Origin of the sequence: Flavobacterium praedii, assembly GCF_026810365.1 — a bacterium.
GTDB lineage: Bacteria > Bacteroidota > Bacteroidia > Flavobacteriales > Flavobacteriaceae > Flavobacterium > Flavobacterium praedii.
Genome location: NZ_CP113948.1, coordinates 75,420 through 90,984 on the forward strand (window position 1 = coordinate 75,420; position 15,565 = coordinate 90,984).

General features: G+C 33.7%; 10 protein-coding genes. 7 read left to right on the forward strand and 3 right to left on the reverse strand.

Annotated features, from left to right (window positions below; translation table 11 throughout):
* Nucleotides 1-49 precede the first annotated feature (49 nt).
* A complete protein-coding gene (gene carB, locus OYT91_RS00380) occupies nt 50-2,905 on the forward strand; it encodes a carbamoyl-phosphate synthase large subunit (RefSeq protein ID WP_269223572.1) in 2,856 nt (951 codons plus the stop codon).
* Between the two features lie 57 nt (nt 2,906-2,962).
* Here the strand turns inward: carB and OYT91_RS00385 are convergent, their stop codons facing one another.
* Nucleotides 2,963-3,571, reverse strand: a complete 609-nt coding sequence (locus OYT91_RS00385) for a YkgJ family cysteine cluster protein (RefSeq protein WP_281239045.1) — start codon at nt 3,569-3,571, stop codon at nt 2,963-2,965.
* Nucleotides 3,572-3,880: 309 nt separating this feature from the next.
* Between OYT91_RS00385 and OYT91_RS00390 the strand changes: the two genes are divergently transcribed.
* The 5 genes from OYT91_RS00390 to OYT91_RS00410 all read left to right on the forward strand — a co-directional run bounded on the left by OYT91_RS00390 (nt 3,881) and on the right by OYT91_RS00410 (nt 8,629).
* Entirely contained in the window at nt 3,881-4,420 is a 540-nt protein-coding gene (locus OYT91_RS00390; RefSeq protein ID WP_281239046.1) for a nuclear transport factor 2 family protein, read from the forward strand.
* A 198-nt stretch (nt 4,421-4,618) separates the two neighbouring features.
* Nucleotides 4,619-5,638 carry a quinone-dependent dihydroorotate dehydrogenase gene (locus OYT91_RS00395; protein ID WP_281239047.1) on the forward strand — a complete coding sequence of 340 codons (1,020 nt, stop codon included), beginning with the start codon at nt 4,619-4,621 and terminating at the stop codon, nt 5,636-5,638.
* Between the two features lie 58 nt (nt 5,639-5,696).
* Entirely contained in the window at nt 5,697-6,560 is an 864-nt protein-coding gene (locus OYT91_RS00400) for a hydroxymethylglutaryl-CoA lyase (RefSeq protein ID WP_281239048.1), read from the forward strand.
* A 114-nt stretch (nt 6,561-6,674) separates the two neighbouring features.
* Entirely contained in the window at nt 6,675-7,229 is a 555-nt protein-coding gene (locus OYT91_RS00405) for a hypothetical protein (protein ID WP_281239049.1), read from the forward strand.
* A complete protein-coding gene (locus OYT91_RS00410) occupies nt 7,226-8,629 on the forward strand; it encodes a DUF5723 family protein (protein ID WP_281239050.1) in 1,404 nt (467 codons plus the stop codon). The genes OYT91_RS00405 and OYT91_RS00410 overlap by 4 nt, the downstream gene beginning before the upstream one ends.
* A gap of 230 nt (nt 8,630-8,859) precedes the next feature.
* On the opposite strand, the gene OYT91_RS00415 is transcribed toward OYT91_RS00410, so the two are convergent.
* Nucleotides 8,860-11,400: a cation-translocating P-type ATPase gene (locus OYT91_RS00415; protein WP_281239051.1), complete on the reverse strand. Its 2,541-nt coding sequence runs from the start codon at nt 11,398-11,400 to the stop codon at nt 8,860-8,862.
* Nucleotides 11,401-11,539: 139 nt separating this feature from the next.
* Here OYT91_RS00415 and guaB point away from each other — a divergent pair, with 139 nt between their 5' ends.
* Nucleotides 11,540-13,012 (forward strand): IMP dehydrogenase, encoded by a 1,473-nt coding sequence (guaB, locus tag OYT91_RS00420; RefSeq protein ID WP_281239052.1) that lies wholly within the window; start codon nt 11,540-11,542, stop codon nt 13,010-13,012.
* A gap of 251 nt (nt 13,013-13,263) precedes the next feature.
* Here the strand turns inward: guaB and OYT91_RS00425 are convergent, their stop codons facing one another.
* Nucleotides 13,264-15,504 (reverse strand): cation:proton antiporter, encoded by a 2,241-nt coding sequence (locus OYT91_RS00425; RefSeq protein ID WP_281239053.1) that lies wholly within the window; start codon nt 15,502-15,504, stop codon nt 13,264-13,266.
* Nucleotides 15,505-15,565 lie beyond the last annotated feature (61 nt).

Genomic DNA, 15,565 nt, shown 5'->3' on the forward strand with positions numbered 1-15,565 from the left:
ACAAATTTCAATCTTTAAGTGATAAAATATAACTACAATACAAAATAAAATGCCAAAAGATACATCTATAAAATCGGTTTTAATAATAGGTTCAGGTCCAATTGTAATTGGTCAAGCGTGCGAATTTGATTATGCAGGTTCTCAATCTGCACGTTCTATTCGTGAAGAAGGAATTGAAGTAATTTTAATCAATTCGAATCCTGCAACAATTATGACCGATCCTTCAATGGCGGATCATGTTTACTTGAAACCATTAACCACAAAATCTATTATTGAGATTCTTAAAGCACATCCTCAAATTGATGCGGTACTTCCAACAATGGGAGGACAAACTGCATTGAACTTGTGTTTGGAAGCTGACGAAAAAGGAATTTGGCAAGATTTTGGAGTAAGATTGATTGGTGTTGACGTGAATGCAATCAATATTACTGAGGATAGAGAACAATTCAAACAACTTTTAGCAAAAATTAATGTTCCTACTGCACCTGCCAAAACGGCAACTTCTTTCTTGGAAGGGAAAGAAATTGCTCAGGAATTTGGTTTTCCATTAGTAATTCGTCCTTCGTTTACACTTGGGGGAACTGGTGCTGCTTTTGTACATAGTAAAGAAGAATTTGATGAAAAACTAACCTACGGATTGGAAATGTCACCAATTCATGAAGTATTGATTGATAAAGCTTTGCTAGGTTGGAAAGAATACGAACTAGAGTTGTTGAGAGATAAGAACGATAATGTTGTGATCATCTGCTCTATCGAAAATATGGATCCAATGGGAATTCATACTGGGGATTCTATTACTGTTGCACCAGCGATGACCTTATCGGACACTACATTCCAAAAATTACGAGATTATGCTATCCTAATGATGCGCAGCATTGGAAACTTTGCAGGAGGTTGTAACGTACAGTTTGCCGTTTCGCCAGATGAAAAAGAAGATATTGTTGCCATTGAAATAAATCCTCGTGTGTCTCGTTCCTCTGCTTTGGCATCCAAAGCAACGGGTTACCCAATTGCTAAAATTGCCTCAAAATTAGCTTTAGGATACAATTTGGATGAATTGCAAAATCAAATTACAAAATCTACTTCAGCTTTATTTGAACCAACTTTGGATTATGTAATTGTAAAAATACCACGTTGGAACTTCGACAAATTTGAAGGAGCTGATAGAACTTTAGGGCTTCAAATGAAATCCGTAGGTGAGGTTATGGGAATTGGACGTTCGTTCCAAGAAGCCTTACACAAAGCTACTCAATCATTGGAAATCAAAAGAAATGGTTTAGGTGCCGATGGAAAAGGATATACAAACTACGAGCAAATTATCGAGAAATTGACTTTTGCAAGCTGGGATCGTGTTTTTGTAATTTATGATGCTATCGCAATGGGAATTCCATTGAGCCGTATACATGAAATCACAAAAATAGATATGTGGTTTTTGAAACAATACGAGGAACTTTATACTTTGGAAAAAGAAATTTCTAATTATACTATACAATCGTTGCCTAAAGAATTGTTGCTTGAAGCGAAACAAAAAGGTTTTGCAGACAGACAGATTGCACACATGATGGGAGCCAAGGAAAGTGAAGTGCATTCTTTGCGTATGACAATGGATATTAATCGTGTATTTAAATTGGTAGATACTTGTGCAGCTGAGTTTCAGGCTAAAACACCTTATTATTACTCTACTTTTGAGGCTGAAATTGAAAAAGCCAATGGTGAACGTTATGTGGATAATGAAAGTATTGTTACGGATAAAAAGAAAATCATTGTTCTGGGTTCAGGGCCAAACCGAATTGGACAAGGAATCGAATTTGATTATTCTTGTGTACACGGAGTTCTAGCTGCTAAAGAGTGTGGTTATGAGACCATTATGATTAACTGTAATCCAGAAACCGTTTCGACTGATTTTGACACGGCTGATAAATTGTATTTTGAGCCTGTATTCTGGGAGCACATTTACGATATCATCCAACATGAAAAACCAGAAGGTGTTATTGTGCAATTAGGAGGACAGACTGCTTTGAAATTGGCTGAAAAATTGTCTAAATACGGTGTGAAAATTATAGGAACAAGTTTCGATGCTTTGGATTTAGCCGAAGACAGAGGACGTTTCTCAGATTTATTGACAGAATTAAAAATTCCTTTCCCGCAATTTGGAATTGCAGAAACTGCAGATGAGGCTTCGGCTTTAGCAGATACTCTAGACTTCCCGTTGTTGATTCGTCCTTCATATGTATTGGGTGGTCAGGGGATGAAAATCGTAATCAATAAAAAAGAATTGGAAGAACACGTTATCAATTTATTGAAATCGATTCCAGGTAATAAATTGCTTTTAGATCACTATTTGGCTGGGGCAATCGAAGCTGAAGCCGATGCGATTTGTGATGCTGACGGTAATGTTTATATTATAGGTATAATGGAGCATATCGAACCTTGTGGAGTGCACTCGGGAGATAGTAATGCTACTTTACCACCATTCAACTTGGGTGAATTTGTAATGCAGCAGATAAAAGATCATACTCATAAAATTGCTAAAGCTTTAAAAACGGTAGGTTTAATCAATATTCAGTTTGCGATAAAAGATGATACTGTTTATATTATCGAAGCAAACCCTAGAGCCTCTCGTACGGTTCCATTTATTGCGAAAGCTTATGGAGAACCTTATGTAAACTATGCTACTAAAGTAATGTTAGGTCATAATAAAGTAACTGATTTTGATTTCAATCCACAATTGAAAGGATATGCTATCAAACAACCTGTTTTCTCTTTCAGTAAATTCCAAAATGTAAACAAAGCATTAGGGCCAGAAATGAAATCAACAGGTGAAAGTATTTTGTTTATTGATGACTTAAAAGATGATCAATTCTACGAATTGTATTCTAGAAGAAAAATGTATTTGAGTAAATAATAAAAATATGTTTTATTGTGTAGAAGCCCCATTTTGGGGCTTTTTTTGTTTTATATTTTAAGCAATATTTTCAAGTCCACCAGGAAAAGGTCTGTAAGCATAATAATGTAATACTTCTTCGATAGCCATTTTTAAGGCTTCGTTTATGGGAAGTAATGTTGTTGCTAGCCGATGATCTATTGGGGTAAGTCGCATATAATAATCAGAAAAAATAGGTATATAAAGTCCTTTATTAATAGCCTCTTCGGTATTGTTGTAATTTTCTTGTTGATTTTCTTTTATGATTTTGCAAGTTGCCAATCGTAGTTTTCCATATTTATCTCTGCTGGCTGCATATCCAAAAAGCCTGCAAATTAATCCTCTGTATTTGTAGTTAGAGCATCGACCATTTATACGGTCTATTGTTGAAAGGGATTGATATAAATGACAAAAAGAATTCGTTTTGGAATTAAGTTCTTCTAAAGTGACTTCGGCTTTACCATTTAAAAATAAATAAAAAGCCCATGGTAAGAATTCCAAGGGTGAAGCGTCAATGTTTGGTTTTGAGCAGCATTGGCCACATCCATTATTGCATTGTAAATTAGTTTTAGATTTAAAAGTTGTTATTTCATTTTCAAGGCGTTCAAATAATTCTTCAACCAATTGAACTTTGTGTTCTATAGACATTATTTTTTATCGAATGTACGCTATTAAATGCCATTAAACTTCTAATATCGTTTTACTTGCTGTTTTTTTTATTTTAAAGTTTGATAAAGGTAAATTAATTTAAGAAATAGATTCTTCGATTTTGGTATCAAAAGAAATAAGGATTATTAAAGTGTAGGTTTTAAATTGAATTTAATTATAACTAATTGGTATACAGTTTAATTAATTGAATTATTTTAATAGACTTATTTATTTTTTAATTAAATTTACTCTCCCTTTATTTATAGAAATAGCTTAATCTAAATTTTAAAATACTCTAAAAAATAAGCTGTGAAAAAAATCGCATTTATTGTAATTTGTGCTGTTCTGCTTTTAAATTGTAAAAAAGAAGATACTAAAGAAACGAGTAAAGTAGTTTCTATAACAGATTCTATTAAAAAACCTGCTGAATTTGCGGATCCTAAATATGCTGAAATCGGTAAAAAATCGCTAGTCGATATGGAGAAAGGTGACATGGATAGTTGGATGGATATTTATGCAGATAATGCTGTTTATGTATGGAACAGCGGAGATAGTTTGGTAGGGAAAGCTGCAATTGCTTCCTATTGGAAACAAAGAAGAGCCAATGTTATTGAGTCTATCTCTTTTAAAAATACCATTTGGTTGCCTATATTAGTCAATCAACCACAAAGTATTGAATCCAAAGGAGTTTGGTTGTTGTCATGGTACAAAACAACGGCTAAATACAGAAATGGAAATGAAATGACGCAGTGGATTCATACGGATTATCATTTTGATTCTATTGATAAAGTAGATAGAGTGATACAATACATTGATAAAGCTTTGATAAATAAAGCTATGTCAAAGTAGGTTTTAATTGTTAATTGGTTGAAGAAAATAAAAAATGATGCTTATTTGTCGTTTTTTATTTTTTTTTTGGATGATATTTATACTGATTTTTTTAAGTGGATTTTGTTTGATAATTAACAAATGAATAGCTTTAACTATATTTCTATACCTTAAAACTAAAAACAATTCTTTACTTTTGTGCCAACCAATATTTCAATTATGTACAAGATTTTTATACGCCCTATTCTTTTTTGTTTTGATCCTGAAAAAGTGCATTATTTTACTTTTTCGTTAATTAGAATAGTATCAAAAATTCCTGGAATTCCTTCCCTTTTTAGATTTTTATATCAAGTTAACGACAAAAGATTAGAGACCGAAGTATTTGGTTTAAAGTTTAAAAATCCAGTGGGGTTAGCAGCTGGTTTTGATAAAGATGCTGTATTGTATAAAGAACTTTCTAATTTTGGTTTTGGTTTTATAGAAATTGGGACACTTACCCCAAAACCGCAACCAGGAAATGATAAAAAACGAATTTTCCGATTAGTGGAAGATTCGGCTATAATCAATAGAATGGGATTTAATAATGGTGGTGTTCTTGCAGCTGTAGAACAATTGAAAAAAAATAATGGTGTATTAATAGGTGGAAATATTGGAAAAAATAAAGTGACCTTAAACGAAGATGCTACTTCTGATTACGAGATTTGTTTTGATGCTTTATTTGATTATGTCGACTATTTTGTAGTCAATGTAAGTTCGCCTAATACGCCAAATCTTCGCGCATTACAAGAAAAAGAGCCGCTGACACAGTTATTGCAAACGCTGCAAAATAAAAACTTGTCTAGGCCAATACAAAAGCCAATATTACTAAAAATTGCTCCAGATTTAACAGATGAACAATTGCTTGATATTATCGATATTGTACAAGAAACCAAGATTGCGGGAGTAATAGCTACAAATACTACAATTTCGCGCAATGGTTTGAACTCTTTGAATCAAACTGAAACTGGAGGGTTGTCCGGTAAACCTTTAACATCTCGTTCAACAGAAGTGATTCGTTTTCTTTCCCAAAAAAGTAACAAGGCATTTCCAATTATAGGAGTAGGAGGAATACATTCTGCAGAAGATGCTTTAGAAAAATTGGAGGCAGGTGCCAGTCTTGTTCAATTGTATACAGGTTTTATTTATGAAGGCCCAGCATTGGTAAAAAAAATAAATAAAGCAATTTTATCAAATAAATAATAGAATAACGATTTTTCTTTCTTTGTAACTCAAAACCTTTTTTATACATTTGAAAGTTATGAAGACAATAAAAATTATCGAATGTCCACGTGATGCGATGCAAGGTATAAAAGCCTTCATTCCTACCGAAAGAAAGGTAACCTATATCCAGTCGTTATTGCGTGTAGGTTTTGACACCATCGATTTTGGTAGTTTTGTTTCGGCAAAAGCCATACCGCAAATGCAAGATACTGCAGCGGTTTTGGAACAACTTGATTTGTCTAAAACTCGGAGCAAGTTATTAGCTATTATTGCAAATCTACAAGGCGCAACTTTAGCTTCTCAGCATAAAGCTATTCAATATTTAGGTTTTCCTTTTTCGATTTCCGAAAATTTTCAAATGCGTAATACTCATAAAACGATTGCTGAATCCTTAGTAACTTTGGATGAAATTCTAAATCTTGCCGATAAAACGAATAAAGAAGTTGTAGCCTATCTTTCTATGGGTTTTGGGAATCCATATGGAGATCCTTGGAATGTTGAAATAGTAGCACAATGGACTGAAAAGTTGGCAGCAATGGGGGTGAAAATTTTATCACTTTCTGATACCGTAGGGAGTTCATCGCCGGAAGTAATTGAATATTTGTTCTCTAATTTAATTCCTCAATATTCACAAATAGAATTTGGAGCTCATCTTCATACAACACCAGACAAATGGTTGGAAAAAATTGATGCAGCTTATAAGGGAGGCTGTCGTCGATTTGATGGAGCAATTCAAGGTTTTGGAGGATGTCCTATGGCTACGGATAATTTAACAGGTAATATGCCTACGGAGAAATTATTGTCCTATTTTACGGTTCATAAAGAAAATACCAATTGCAGTCCCATGAGCTTTGAAAGTGCTTATAATGAAGCGTCGAAAATATTTGGGGAGTTTCATTGAAATTGGTAGAAATAAAAAGTACTAAAAATTAAATAATTCCAGAATTTTATCGTTTCTTTAAATAGAGATATTAAATGGTAAAAAACAGGGATTTTATAAAACTAGTATAATGATATGAAACACAGACTCTACATTAGGATTATTTTAATAATCATGCTGGCTTTTAGTGCTTTTTCATGCAGCAGTGATTTAAATTTCGATCAAGCAAATGATTTAACGGTACAACCAGTTTTTACTACAAATCTGGCCTATTTAGAAGCAAAAGCTTCCAATTTTGTTGTAAATGGTTCCGAACAACCTTTGTTTTCATATATTTCCAGTGTTGATTTTTTTAATTCTTCATTTGTTGAAAATGATTTGGTAAAAACAGATTTGTATTTTAGAATTAAAAACACAATATCCAGAGCTTATGCGCTGGATATTACTTTTTTGGATAAAAATAATGCTCCTATTTATACTATACCAACAATGAATATAGCAGCATCTACTGGTGCCGAAGAGTTGTTTGAAACAACCGAAACATTTACTCCTGCTAATGTTTCTGTTTTGAAAAATACTACAAAAATGATTTTTTCTATAAAAATGCTTCCCGGTCCACCATTATCAGCTACAAGTTCGGGTAGAATTGAATTTAGTTCAAGTATAACTGCTTATTTTGATGTAAAATGAGAAAAATAATAATCCTTTTATTTCTGTCGGTTTCTGTTTATTGTTCCTCTCAAAATAAAGAAATATTATATAATTTCACCCCTCAGCCTCAAAGTTTATTGACAAATCCTGGAGCGGATGTAAAATACAAATGGTTTTTTGGCGTGCCATTATTATCTGGAATTTCAGCAAATGTTGGTTCGACAGGGATTGATGCTTATAGTCTATTCGCAAATGACGGGGTTGATTTTTCTGAAAAAGTGAGGAATTTGGTGGCCTCAACAAGTAGAAAGGATTATATCACTACCAATCAACAATTAGAACTTTTTATGGCTGGCTTTAAAGTAGGTGGAGAAGACAGCAAAAGTTATGTTTCTTTTGGAATGTACCAAGAATTAGATTCATTTATTTATGTCCCTACAGATTTGGCTATTTTGTCTTTATATGGGAACAATGATTACATAGGAAAGTCTTTTAATTTAGGAGATTTAAGCGTGAAAGCCGATTTGTCAACTGTTTTTCATATTGGTTATAATAAACAGATAAACGACAAACTTGTTCTTGGAATTCGAGGGAAAATTTATTCTAGTATTTTTAATGCTACATCAACTCATAATTCGGGTTATTTTGTTACTAAACAAGGTGCTAATTTGATTTATGATCAAACGATAAGATCCAATTTAGAACTTAATACCTCTGGAGCAGCCAAATATTTAGATGAAAATTATGATGGCGATTTAGGAAGCGATATAGCAGATGATGTAACTAAGAAAGCTTTTTTGGGAGGGAATTTAGGATTAGGTGTGGATTTAGGACTTACGTATTATCCTGAAAAAAATATTCAAATAACTGCAAGTCTGGTAGATATTGGTTATGTTAGCCATTCAAAAGAAGTAGTGGATTATACTTTTAAAGGGTATTATAATTTTAAAGGAGTACTTACTGAATTTAATTCTGATGGTACTATTGATAATGCTTACCAAGATTTTAAAGATGCGATCCCTTTGGATACAGTATATCATAAATACACCACTCAACGTCCTTTGAAATTTTACTCTTCCTTTCAATATTCTTTTGAGGAAGAAAGGCAAACGGAGTGTAATTGTGCAACCGATGAAGATTCGTGGTATAGGAGTGCAATTGGAGCACAACTTTTTGCAATGACAACTCCTAGGGATCCAATGTTGGCTTTGACAGCTTACTATAGAAGAAGAATTTTGGAAGGATTGCAAATGAAAGCAACTTATACTATAGACTCATATTCTTACAGCAATATTGGCTTGGGGCTAACGACAAAAATTGGAGTTTTTAATTTTTATGTTTTGGCTGATAATCTATTGGCTTATAAGGATCTATCGAAGTCAAATGCTCTTGCTTTTCAAATTGGGTTTAATGTTATTTCTGGAGGTAGTAGGAAATAGTAATTAAGAATCGATTGTCGTATTAAACTCGAATACAGTTAGAACAATTTATTCAATTGGTTTCCAGTTGTGTTTAAAATCTAAAGAATAGGAGCAATCAATAATGCAAATTGTATTAAAAACGGTTATGCAGGCAAATAATTTTTCTTTTTTTTATACTAGGAGGCTTAGTTAATTATTGATAAACAGCGTTTTATTTAAGTAACTAAAACGCTGTTTATCAAAGTTATTTATTCGATTCCTTTATTTCTTTTGTAAAGTTTATAAATTTCTATCCAAAATACACTTATAAATGCTACAGAAATACACAATCCCGTTTGTAGTAGTTTGATGTTATCAAACATGAAAAAAGCCCTGAAAACAGGAATGAATAGTATTGATAATGTGATTAATAGGGTTAGTCCGATAATCATTACAACCAAATTGTTTTTATATTTCATTGTGGTTAATACAGAATAGTAAAAAGAACGATTGGCTAATGTTAGAAAAATATTAGAAGCAATCAATGTTAGAAAAATATAGGTTCTGGTGGCATTTTCAGTATACTCCCATTTTACACAATATTGATACATAAATAATAGGCCAAGGGTGATGATTAGCCCTTGAATAATGCTGATTGTTATTTCTTTTAAATTAAAAAATGTTTTTGTAAAAGGGCGTGGTTTTTGTAACATTAAATTGTTTTCCATAGGTTCATTTTCATAAATAATGGAGCAAGTTGGTCCCATTATGATTTCAAGAAAAATAATATGTACCGGTGAAAAAATATTAGGATATATCCATCCCAAAACTAATGGGATAAAGACAATTAATATAATTGGAATATGAATAGAAATGATATAACGAATGGCTTTTTTTAGATTGATGTAAATTTTTCGACCCATGGCAATTGCGTCGGTCATTTTTCCGAAATCATCATCTATTAAGATTAAGTTTGCAGCTTGTTTGGCTATTTCGGTTCCTTTTTTACCCATTGCAATACCGATATGGGCTGATTTTAAAGCGGGGCCATCATTAACACCATCACCGGTCATCGCTACAATTTGACTATTTTCTTTTAATGCTTTTATAATTTTTAGTTTGGCTTCGGGAAACATTCTGGTAAAAATGTTAGTTTCCATTACTTTTTCTCTCAAAGTGGCATCATCCATCGTCATGAGTTCATCACCGTTTAAGGTTTTTTCTGGGTTTTTAAATCCAATCTGGTTGGCAATAGTTGCTGTAGTTAAAGCATTATCACCAGTTACAATTTTTACCTGAATTCCAGCTTTGTAAAAAGTTTCGAAAACCTCTTTTATATTGGCTTTTGGAGGATCATAAAAAGCAACTAGACCTTTAAAATCAAATGAAAATTCTTGCTGAGTTTTTGGATAATTGGATCCTGAATAATTGACAACACCTACCCCTAAAACACGATACCCTTTTTCGGCCATTGATTGCACTGCAGCTGAAATTTGATTGATCTGTTTTTCGGATAAAGCGGAACAAGCGATTAAAGCTTCTGGAGCTCCTTTGGCGGCAATGATTTTTTCTCCTTTTTTGTTTTCAAAAATATGGGTCATCATAGGAGGTGTTCCACTCAACGGATATTCATGTACCATTTGAAAATTTGGGCGTTCATCTATTATTTCCATATTGGTATATGCTTCGTGCAACGCTATTTCCATTGCATCAAAAGGAATAGGCTCACTGGACCACATAGATAGGCTTAATAATTCTTGTTCTTTTGAAGTTAATTGGGATTTTTTTCTGTTTACATTGGTGTTAAAATCGGCATTATAATTATCACTTAATAAATCTCCTTCTAATAAATACCATTGCGCAAGACTCATTTTGTTTTCGGTAATAGTCCCGGTTTTGTCTGTGCATATTACCGTAGCACTTCCCAAAGTTTCTACTGTTTTAGTTTGTTTGACAATAATCCCCATTTTCATTAATCGCCAAGCACCAAGCGCCATGAAGGTAGTAAATGCAACTGGAATTTCTTCGGGGATAATACTCATGGCTAAGGTTAGCGCTTTTAGAAGGCTGTCTAGAAGGAGTTTGGAATTGTAAAAATTAATGCCCCAAACAATTATAAATACGATTAATCCCAAAAGAGACATTTTGGTAACAAAATTTGAAATTTGTAATTGTAATGGTGTTTTTTCTTCAACGATATCTTCTAAACTTTTACCAATCTTACCTAACTGTGTTTGGCTTGCTATTGCGGTAACTTTGCAGATTGCTAATCCTGTATTGACAATTGTTCCTTGAAAAACTTGACAGTTTTCACTTTTTTCACTTTTGAAAACAGCTAAAGATTCTCCTGTAATTATTGATTCATTAACCGAAAAATCATTTGATTGGATTATAACTCCATCAGCTGGAATAAAAGTTCCTTCTTCACACTGAATATAATCTCCCAAAACAATCTCTTCGGAAGGGATTTCTATGAGTTCATTTTCCCTTATTACTTTGCTTTTTGGTTGTGTTAATTTGTGTAAAGCTTCGATGGCGTTTCTACTCTTAGATTCTTGGTAGAGGGAAATGGTAGAAACTAGTATGATTGCTACTGCCATAAATATTCCGTTGCTAAATTCGGAGGTGAAAAAATAAATGCTAGTAGCGGTTATTAGTAAAAGAAACATTGGTTCTTTGACCATATCTATAATGGAAGAAAGTATGTTGTTTTTCTTTTGGTGTTCAATAGAATTAGAACCATTTTTAATTCTGGATTTTTCAACTTCAATTTTGTTTAATCCTGAAATTGAGTGATTTGCTATTGTCATAAGTGTTAGGTGTAGTTATAAATAAAAATAGGTGTTGATGTTATTTTTAACTTGCAATTTAAAAATAAATTAGGGGAGTGAAGTGTTTTTTAGCTTAAGATTGTCTATATTTGCACGCAATTCAACTACAAATTGCAACATGAAAGCACATATCTCCAAGATTGTCGGTGAAGGTTTAACCTACGATGATGTATTATTAGTTCCCAATTACTCAAATGTTCTTCCGCGCGAAGTGAGTATTCAATCCAAATTTTCAAGAAATATCACATTAAATGTTCCTATTGTATCTGCTGCTATGGATACCGTTACCGAAAGTTCGATGGCAATTGCCATGGCACAAGAAGGAGGGATAGGTGTTTTGCATAAAAACATGACCATCGAACAACAAGCGGCCAAAGTTCGTAAAGTTAAACGTGCCGAGTCTGGTATGATTATCGATCCCGTGACTTTGCCAATGTCTTCAACTGTTACAGATGCTAAAGCTGTTATGAAAGAATACGGTATTGGTGGTATTCCAATTGTGGATGAGAATAAAATTCTAAAAGGAATTGTTACCAATAGAGATTTGCGTTTTGAAAAAAATGGGTCAAGACCTATTGTTGAAGTTATGACAAGTCAAAATCTGGTAACCGTTGCCGAAGGAACTTCATTAGAACAAGCTGAGGTAGTTTTACAAGGACATAAAATTGAAAAATTACCTGTTGTAAATGATAAAAACGAGTTGGTTGGTTTAATTACTTTTAGAGATATTACCAAATTAACTCAAAAGCCAAATGCGAATAAAGATAAGTTTGGTCGTTTGCGAGTAGCGGCTGCCCTAGGTGTTACTGCTGATGCTGTTGAAAGAGCTACTGCTTTGGTCAATGCAGGAGTTGATGCGGTAATTATTGATACTGCTCACGGACATACAAAAGGAGTGGTAGATGTTTTAAAATCAGTAAAAGCGAAATTTCCTAATTTAGATGTAATTGTTGGAAATATTGCAACTCCAGAAGCTGCTTTGTATTTAGTAGAAAATGGTGCAGATGGTGTAAAAGTTGGAATAGGACCTGGTTCTATTTGTACTACAAGAATTGTTGCAGGTGTTGGTTTTCCTCAGTTTTCTGCAGTTCTTGAAGTAGCCGCTGCTATAAAAGGTAGTGGAGTTCCTGTAATTGCAGATGGTGGTATTAGATATACTGGAGATATTCCTAAAGCGATTGCTGCTGGAGCTGATTGTGTAATGTTAGGTTCGTTGTTAGCCGGTACCATGGAATCTCCAGGAGAAACTATTATATTCGAAGGAAGAAAATTCAAATCATACAGAGGAATGGGTTCTGTTGAAGCGATGCAAGAGGGTTCAAAAGACCGTTATTTCCAAGATGTAGAAGATGATGTTAAAAAATTAGTTCCAGAAGGAATCGTAGGACGTGTACCATATAAAGGAGAGTTGAACGAAAGTATGCAACAATTTATTGGTGGTCTTCGTGCAGGAATGGGATATTGCGGTTCCAAAGATATTGCAACATTGCAGGATACGGGTCGTTTTGTTCGTATTACGGCAAGCGGAATCAACGAAAGTCATCCGCATAACGTGACTATTACAAAAGAAGCTCCGAATTATTCGAGATAAATTGGGCGAAAGCCTAAAAAAAAAGGTGTAAGATTCAGTTCTTGCACCTTTTTTGTTTTTAATTGGTATAAAGAAGTCTATGGGTTTAATCCAGATTCCGCAATAGGAAAAATTTCAAGAAGATGCGCAAAGGATTCGCAAAGTCGCACAAAGGGAAATCGAATTCTTTGAATGGAGCTTAAAAAACTTTGTGATTCTTCGCGAATTCTTCGTGTGACTCTGCGTAATAATATCTAATGCGGATTCTGGGTTTAATCATGAACCAAATCCGCCAGTAGTTTTTTATTGCCTACAATCCATAGAATATCGTCTTTTTCTAAAATCACATTTGATTCGGGATTTAGGGTACGGTTTCCTCTTTTTTCAATTCCAACAATCAAACCTTGTGTTTTTTCGCGTAGTTTAGATTCTTTAATGCTCTTGCCGTGGAATTCATGGTTTTTTAATTCGATCTGTCTTAAAACAATATCAGGTTCTGTAATTCCAGGAGAAACATCGATTTCATGTTGATCTAAATATTTTTTAAATTCTTGCACTTGAGCATCTGTTCCGATAACGCAAACTTCATCGCCAGGAAAAATACGTTCATTTGCATCAGGAATATGTATCATAACTTCTCCTCTTTTTATAGAAACCACATTAATGCCTAAGGACTCTCTAATTTGTAATTTTTTTAAAGTTTCGCCGGCAATATTCGATTCTGCCGCAATATCAAAAACTGCCATGTGTCCATCCCAAGGCGTCAAATCACTTCGGCTTCTTTTGGCTTTGCTTAACTCTCTATCGTTTAAGTTAGCAAGAAAATGGTTCTCAATTTTATGGTATTGAATATGGAGTTTCTTTTGAAAAATCAAATAAATCACTATTGAAATGACTAAAGTGATAAGTCCTATTATCGGTGAGAAAAAGATATTCAATAACAATCCAATGAAAAATATAGACAATAGAATTCGAATGAAAAAAAGCATTGTTAATGGGCCTCTTGATTTTCGATCTAGCATTAAGTGTTCTACTTCGTCAATTGCGACTCTTCTAAATGCAAGTGCCCATAAAAATGGAGAAACAATACCTAGTGTTATTAGTGCGCCTATAGCATTGCCAAAATGATAGTCGTGAACGATTGGCAATAGATATCGGGTAGAAAGTAAAATAACTGCCAATATAATTACTACAAGTATTGTCACCTGAATGATATAAGCATTAATTACGGATTGCCATAAACTTACAGTTTTTATTGCTTGAGTGCTCGCTGAATAGCGTTCGATACGTTTCGTCCATTTTCGAGGTAAGTGATGTGCTAAATATTCGGAGAAAAGGAGCGAATATTTTATCATAAAGGGAGTCGTAAAAACCGTAATGGCAGAAACGGCAACCACAATTGGGTATAAAAATGAGCCTGTTGCTTTCAAAGTCATTCCTAATGTAGCTATGATAAAAGAGAATTCACCTATTTGCGACAAACTCATTCCTGTTCGGATCGAATCTTTCAAAGGTTGTCCTGATAATATTGCACCAAAAGTTGAACTGATAGATTGTCCAAAAATAGTGACGAATGAAAGTATTAAAACGGGTAAAGCATGTTGAAATAATGCATCTGGATCGATTAACATGCCGACCGATACAAAAAATACTGCCCCAAATAAATCTTTTACGGGTTTTACCAGATGTTCAATATGTTCGGCTTGTGTCGTTTCGGCAATAATTGAGCCCATAATAAATGCGCCAAGAGCAGGAGAAAAACCAACATTAGAGGCCAAAATCACCATCATTAAGCACAATGCCAATGATATGATTAATAGCATTTCATCGGATAATAGATGTTTTGTTTTTTTTAGTAATGTAGGTACAATAAAAATCCCTCCCAAAAACCAAATTACCAAAAAGAACAAAAGTTTGAATACGGATTGAATGAGATCACTTCCGGAGAATTGGTTACTTACAGCAACAGTTGACAATAAAACCATCAATAGAATGGCGAGGATGTCTTGGACGATTAATGCTCCAATAACATTTCCGGCAAATTTTTGAGTTTTTACCCCAAGTTCTTCAAATGATTTTAAAATAATTGTGGTCGAAGAGATGGACAGGATAACTCCTAGAAAAATACTGTCCATTTTAGGCCAACCCATCCATTGCCCAACGGCATAACCCAAAATACACATGCTTATAATTTGAGTTCCGGCGGTTATAGTAGCGGTACCACCTACTTTCATTAATTTTTTGAAACTAAATTCTAATCCTAAACTAAACAATAAAAAGATGACACCAATTTCAGCCCATACTTCTACACTTTTAATCTCTTTGACCGAAGGGAAAAAATCAAAATGGTTGCCTGCTAGAAATCCCGCTATCAAATAACCCAAAACCAAGGGTTGCTTCAGTTTTTTAAATATTAAAACGGCAACAGCGGCAGTCATAAGGATTAATCCCAAATCACTGATTAATGGTTCCAAGTGGCTTGCAGTTGTAGGTGCTTCAGTTAATATACTCATAAAGTGGAATTAAAATTTGTGAAAATAATTTTGACTAAAAATCATTTAGGGCTAATTTACG

Bases quoted from the DNA above. Each gene is read 5' to 3' on its own strand.
- carB (WP_269223572.1), top strand. From the start codon at position 50: ATGCCAAAAGATACATCTATAAAATCGGTTTTAATAATAGGTTCAGGT.
- OYT91_RS00385 (WP_281239045.1), bottom strand. From the start codon at position 3,571: ATGTCTATAGAACACAAAGTTCAATTGGTTGAAGAATTATTTGAACGC.
- OYT91_RS00395 (WP_281239047.1), top strand. From the start codon at position 4,619: ATGTACAAGATTTTTATACGCCCTATTCTTTTTTGTTTTGATCCTGAA.
- OYT91_RS00400 (WP_281239048.1), top strand. From the start codon at position 5,697: ATGAAGACAATAAAAATTATCGAATGTCCACGTGATGCGATGCAAGGT.
- OYT91_RS00405 (WP_281239049.1), top strand. From the start codon at position 6,675: ATGAAACACAGACTCTACATTAGGATTATTTTAATAATCATGCTGGCT.
- OYT91_RS00410 (WP_281239050.1), top strand. From the start codon at position 7,226: ATGAGAAAAATAATAATCCTTTTATTTCTGTCGGTTTCTGTTTATTGT.
- OYT91_RS00415 (WP_281239051.1), bottom strand. From the start codon at position 11,400: ATGACAATAGCAAATCACTCAATTTCAGGATTAAACAAAATTGAAGTT.
- guaB (WP_281239052.1), top strand. From the start codon at position 11,540: ATGAAAGCACATATCTCCAAGATTGTCGGTGAAGGTTTAACCTACGAT.
- OYT91_RS00425 (WP_281239053.1), bottom strand. From the start codon at position 15,504: ATGAGTATATTAACTGAAGCACCTACAACTGCAAGCCACTTGGAACCA.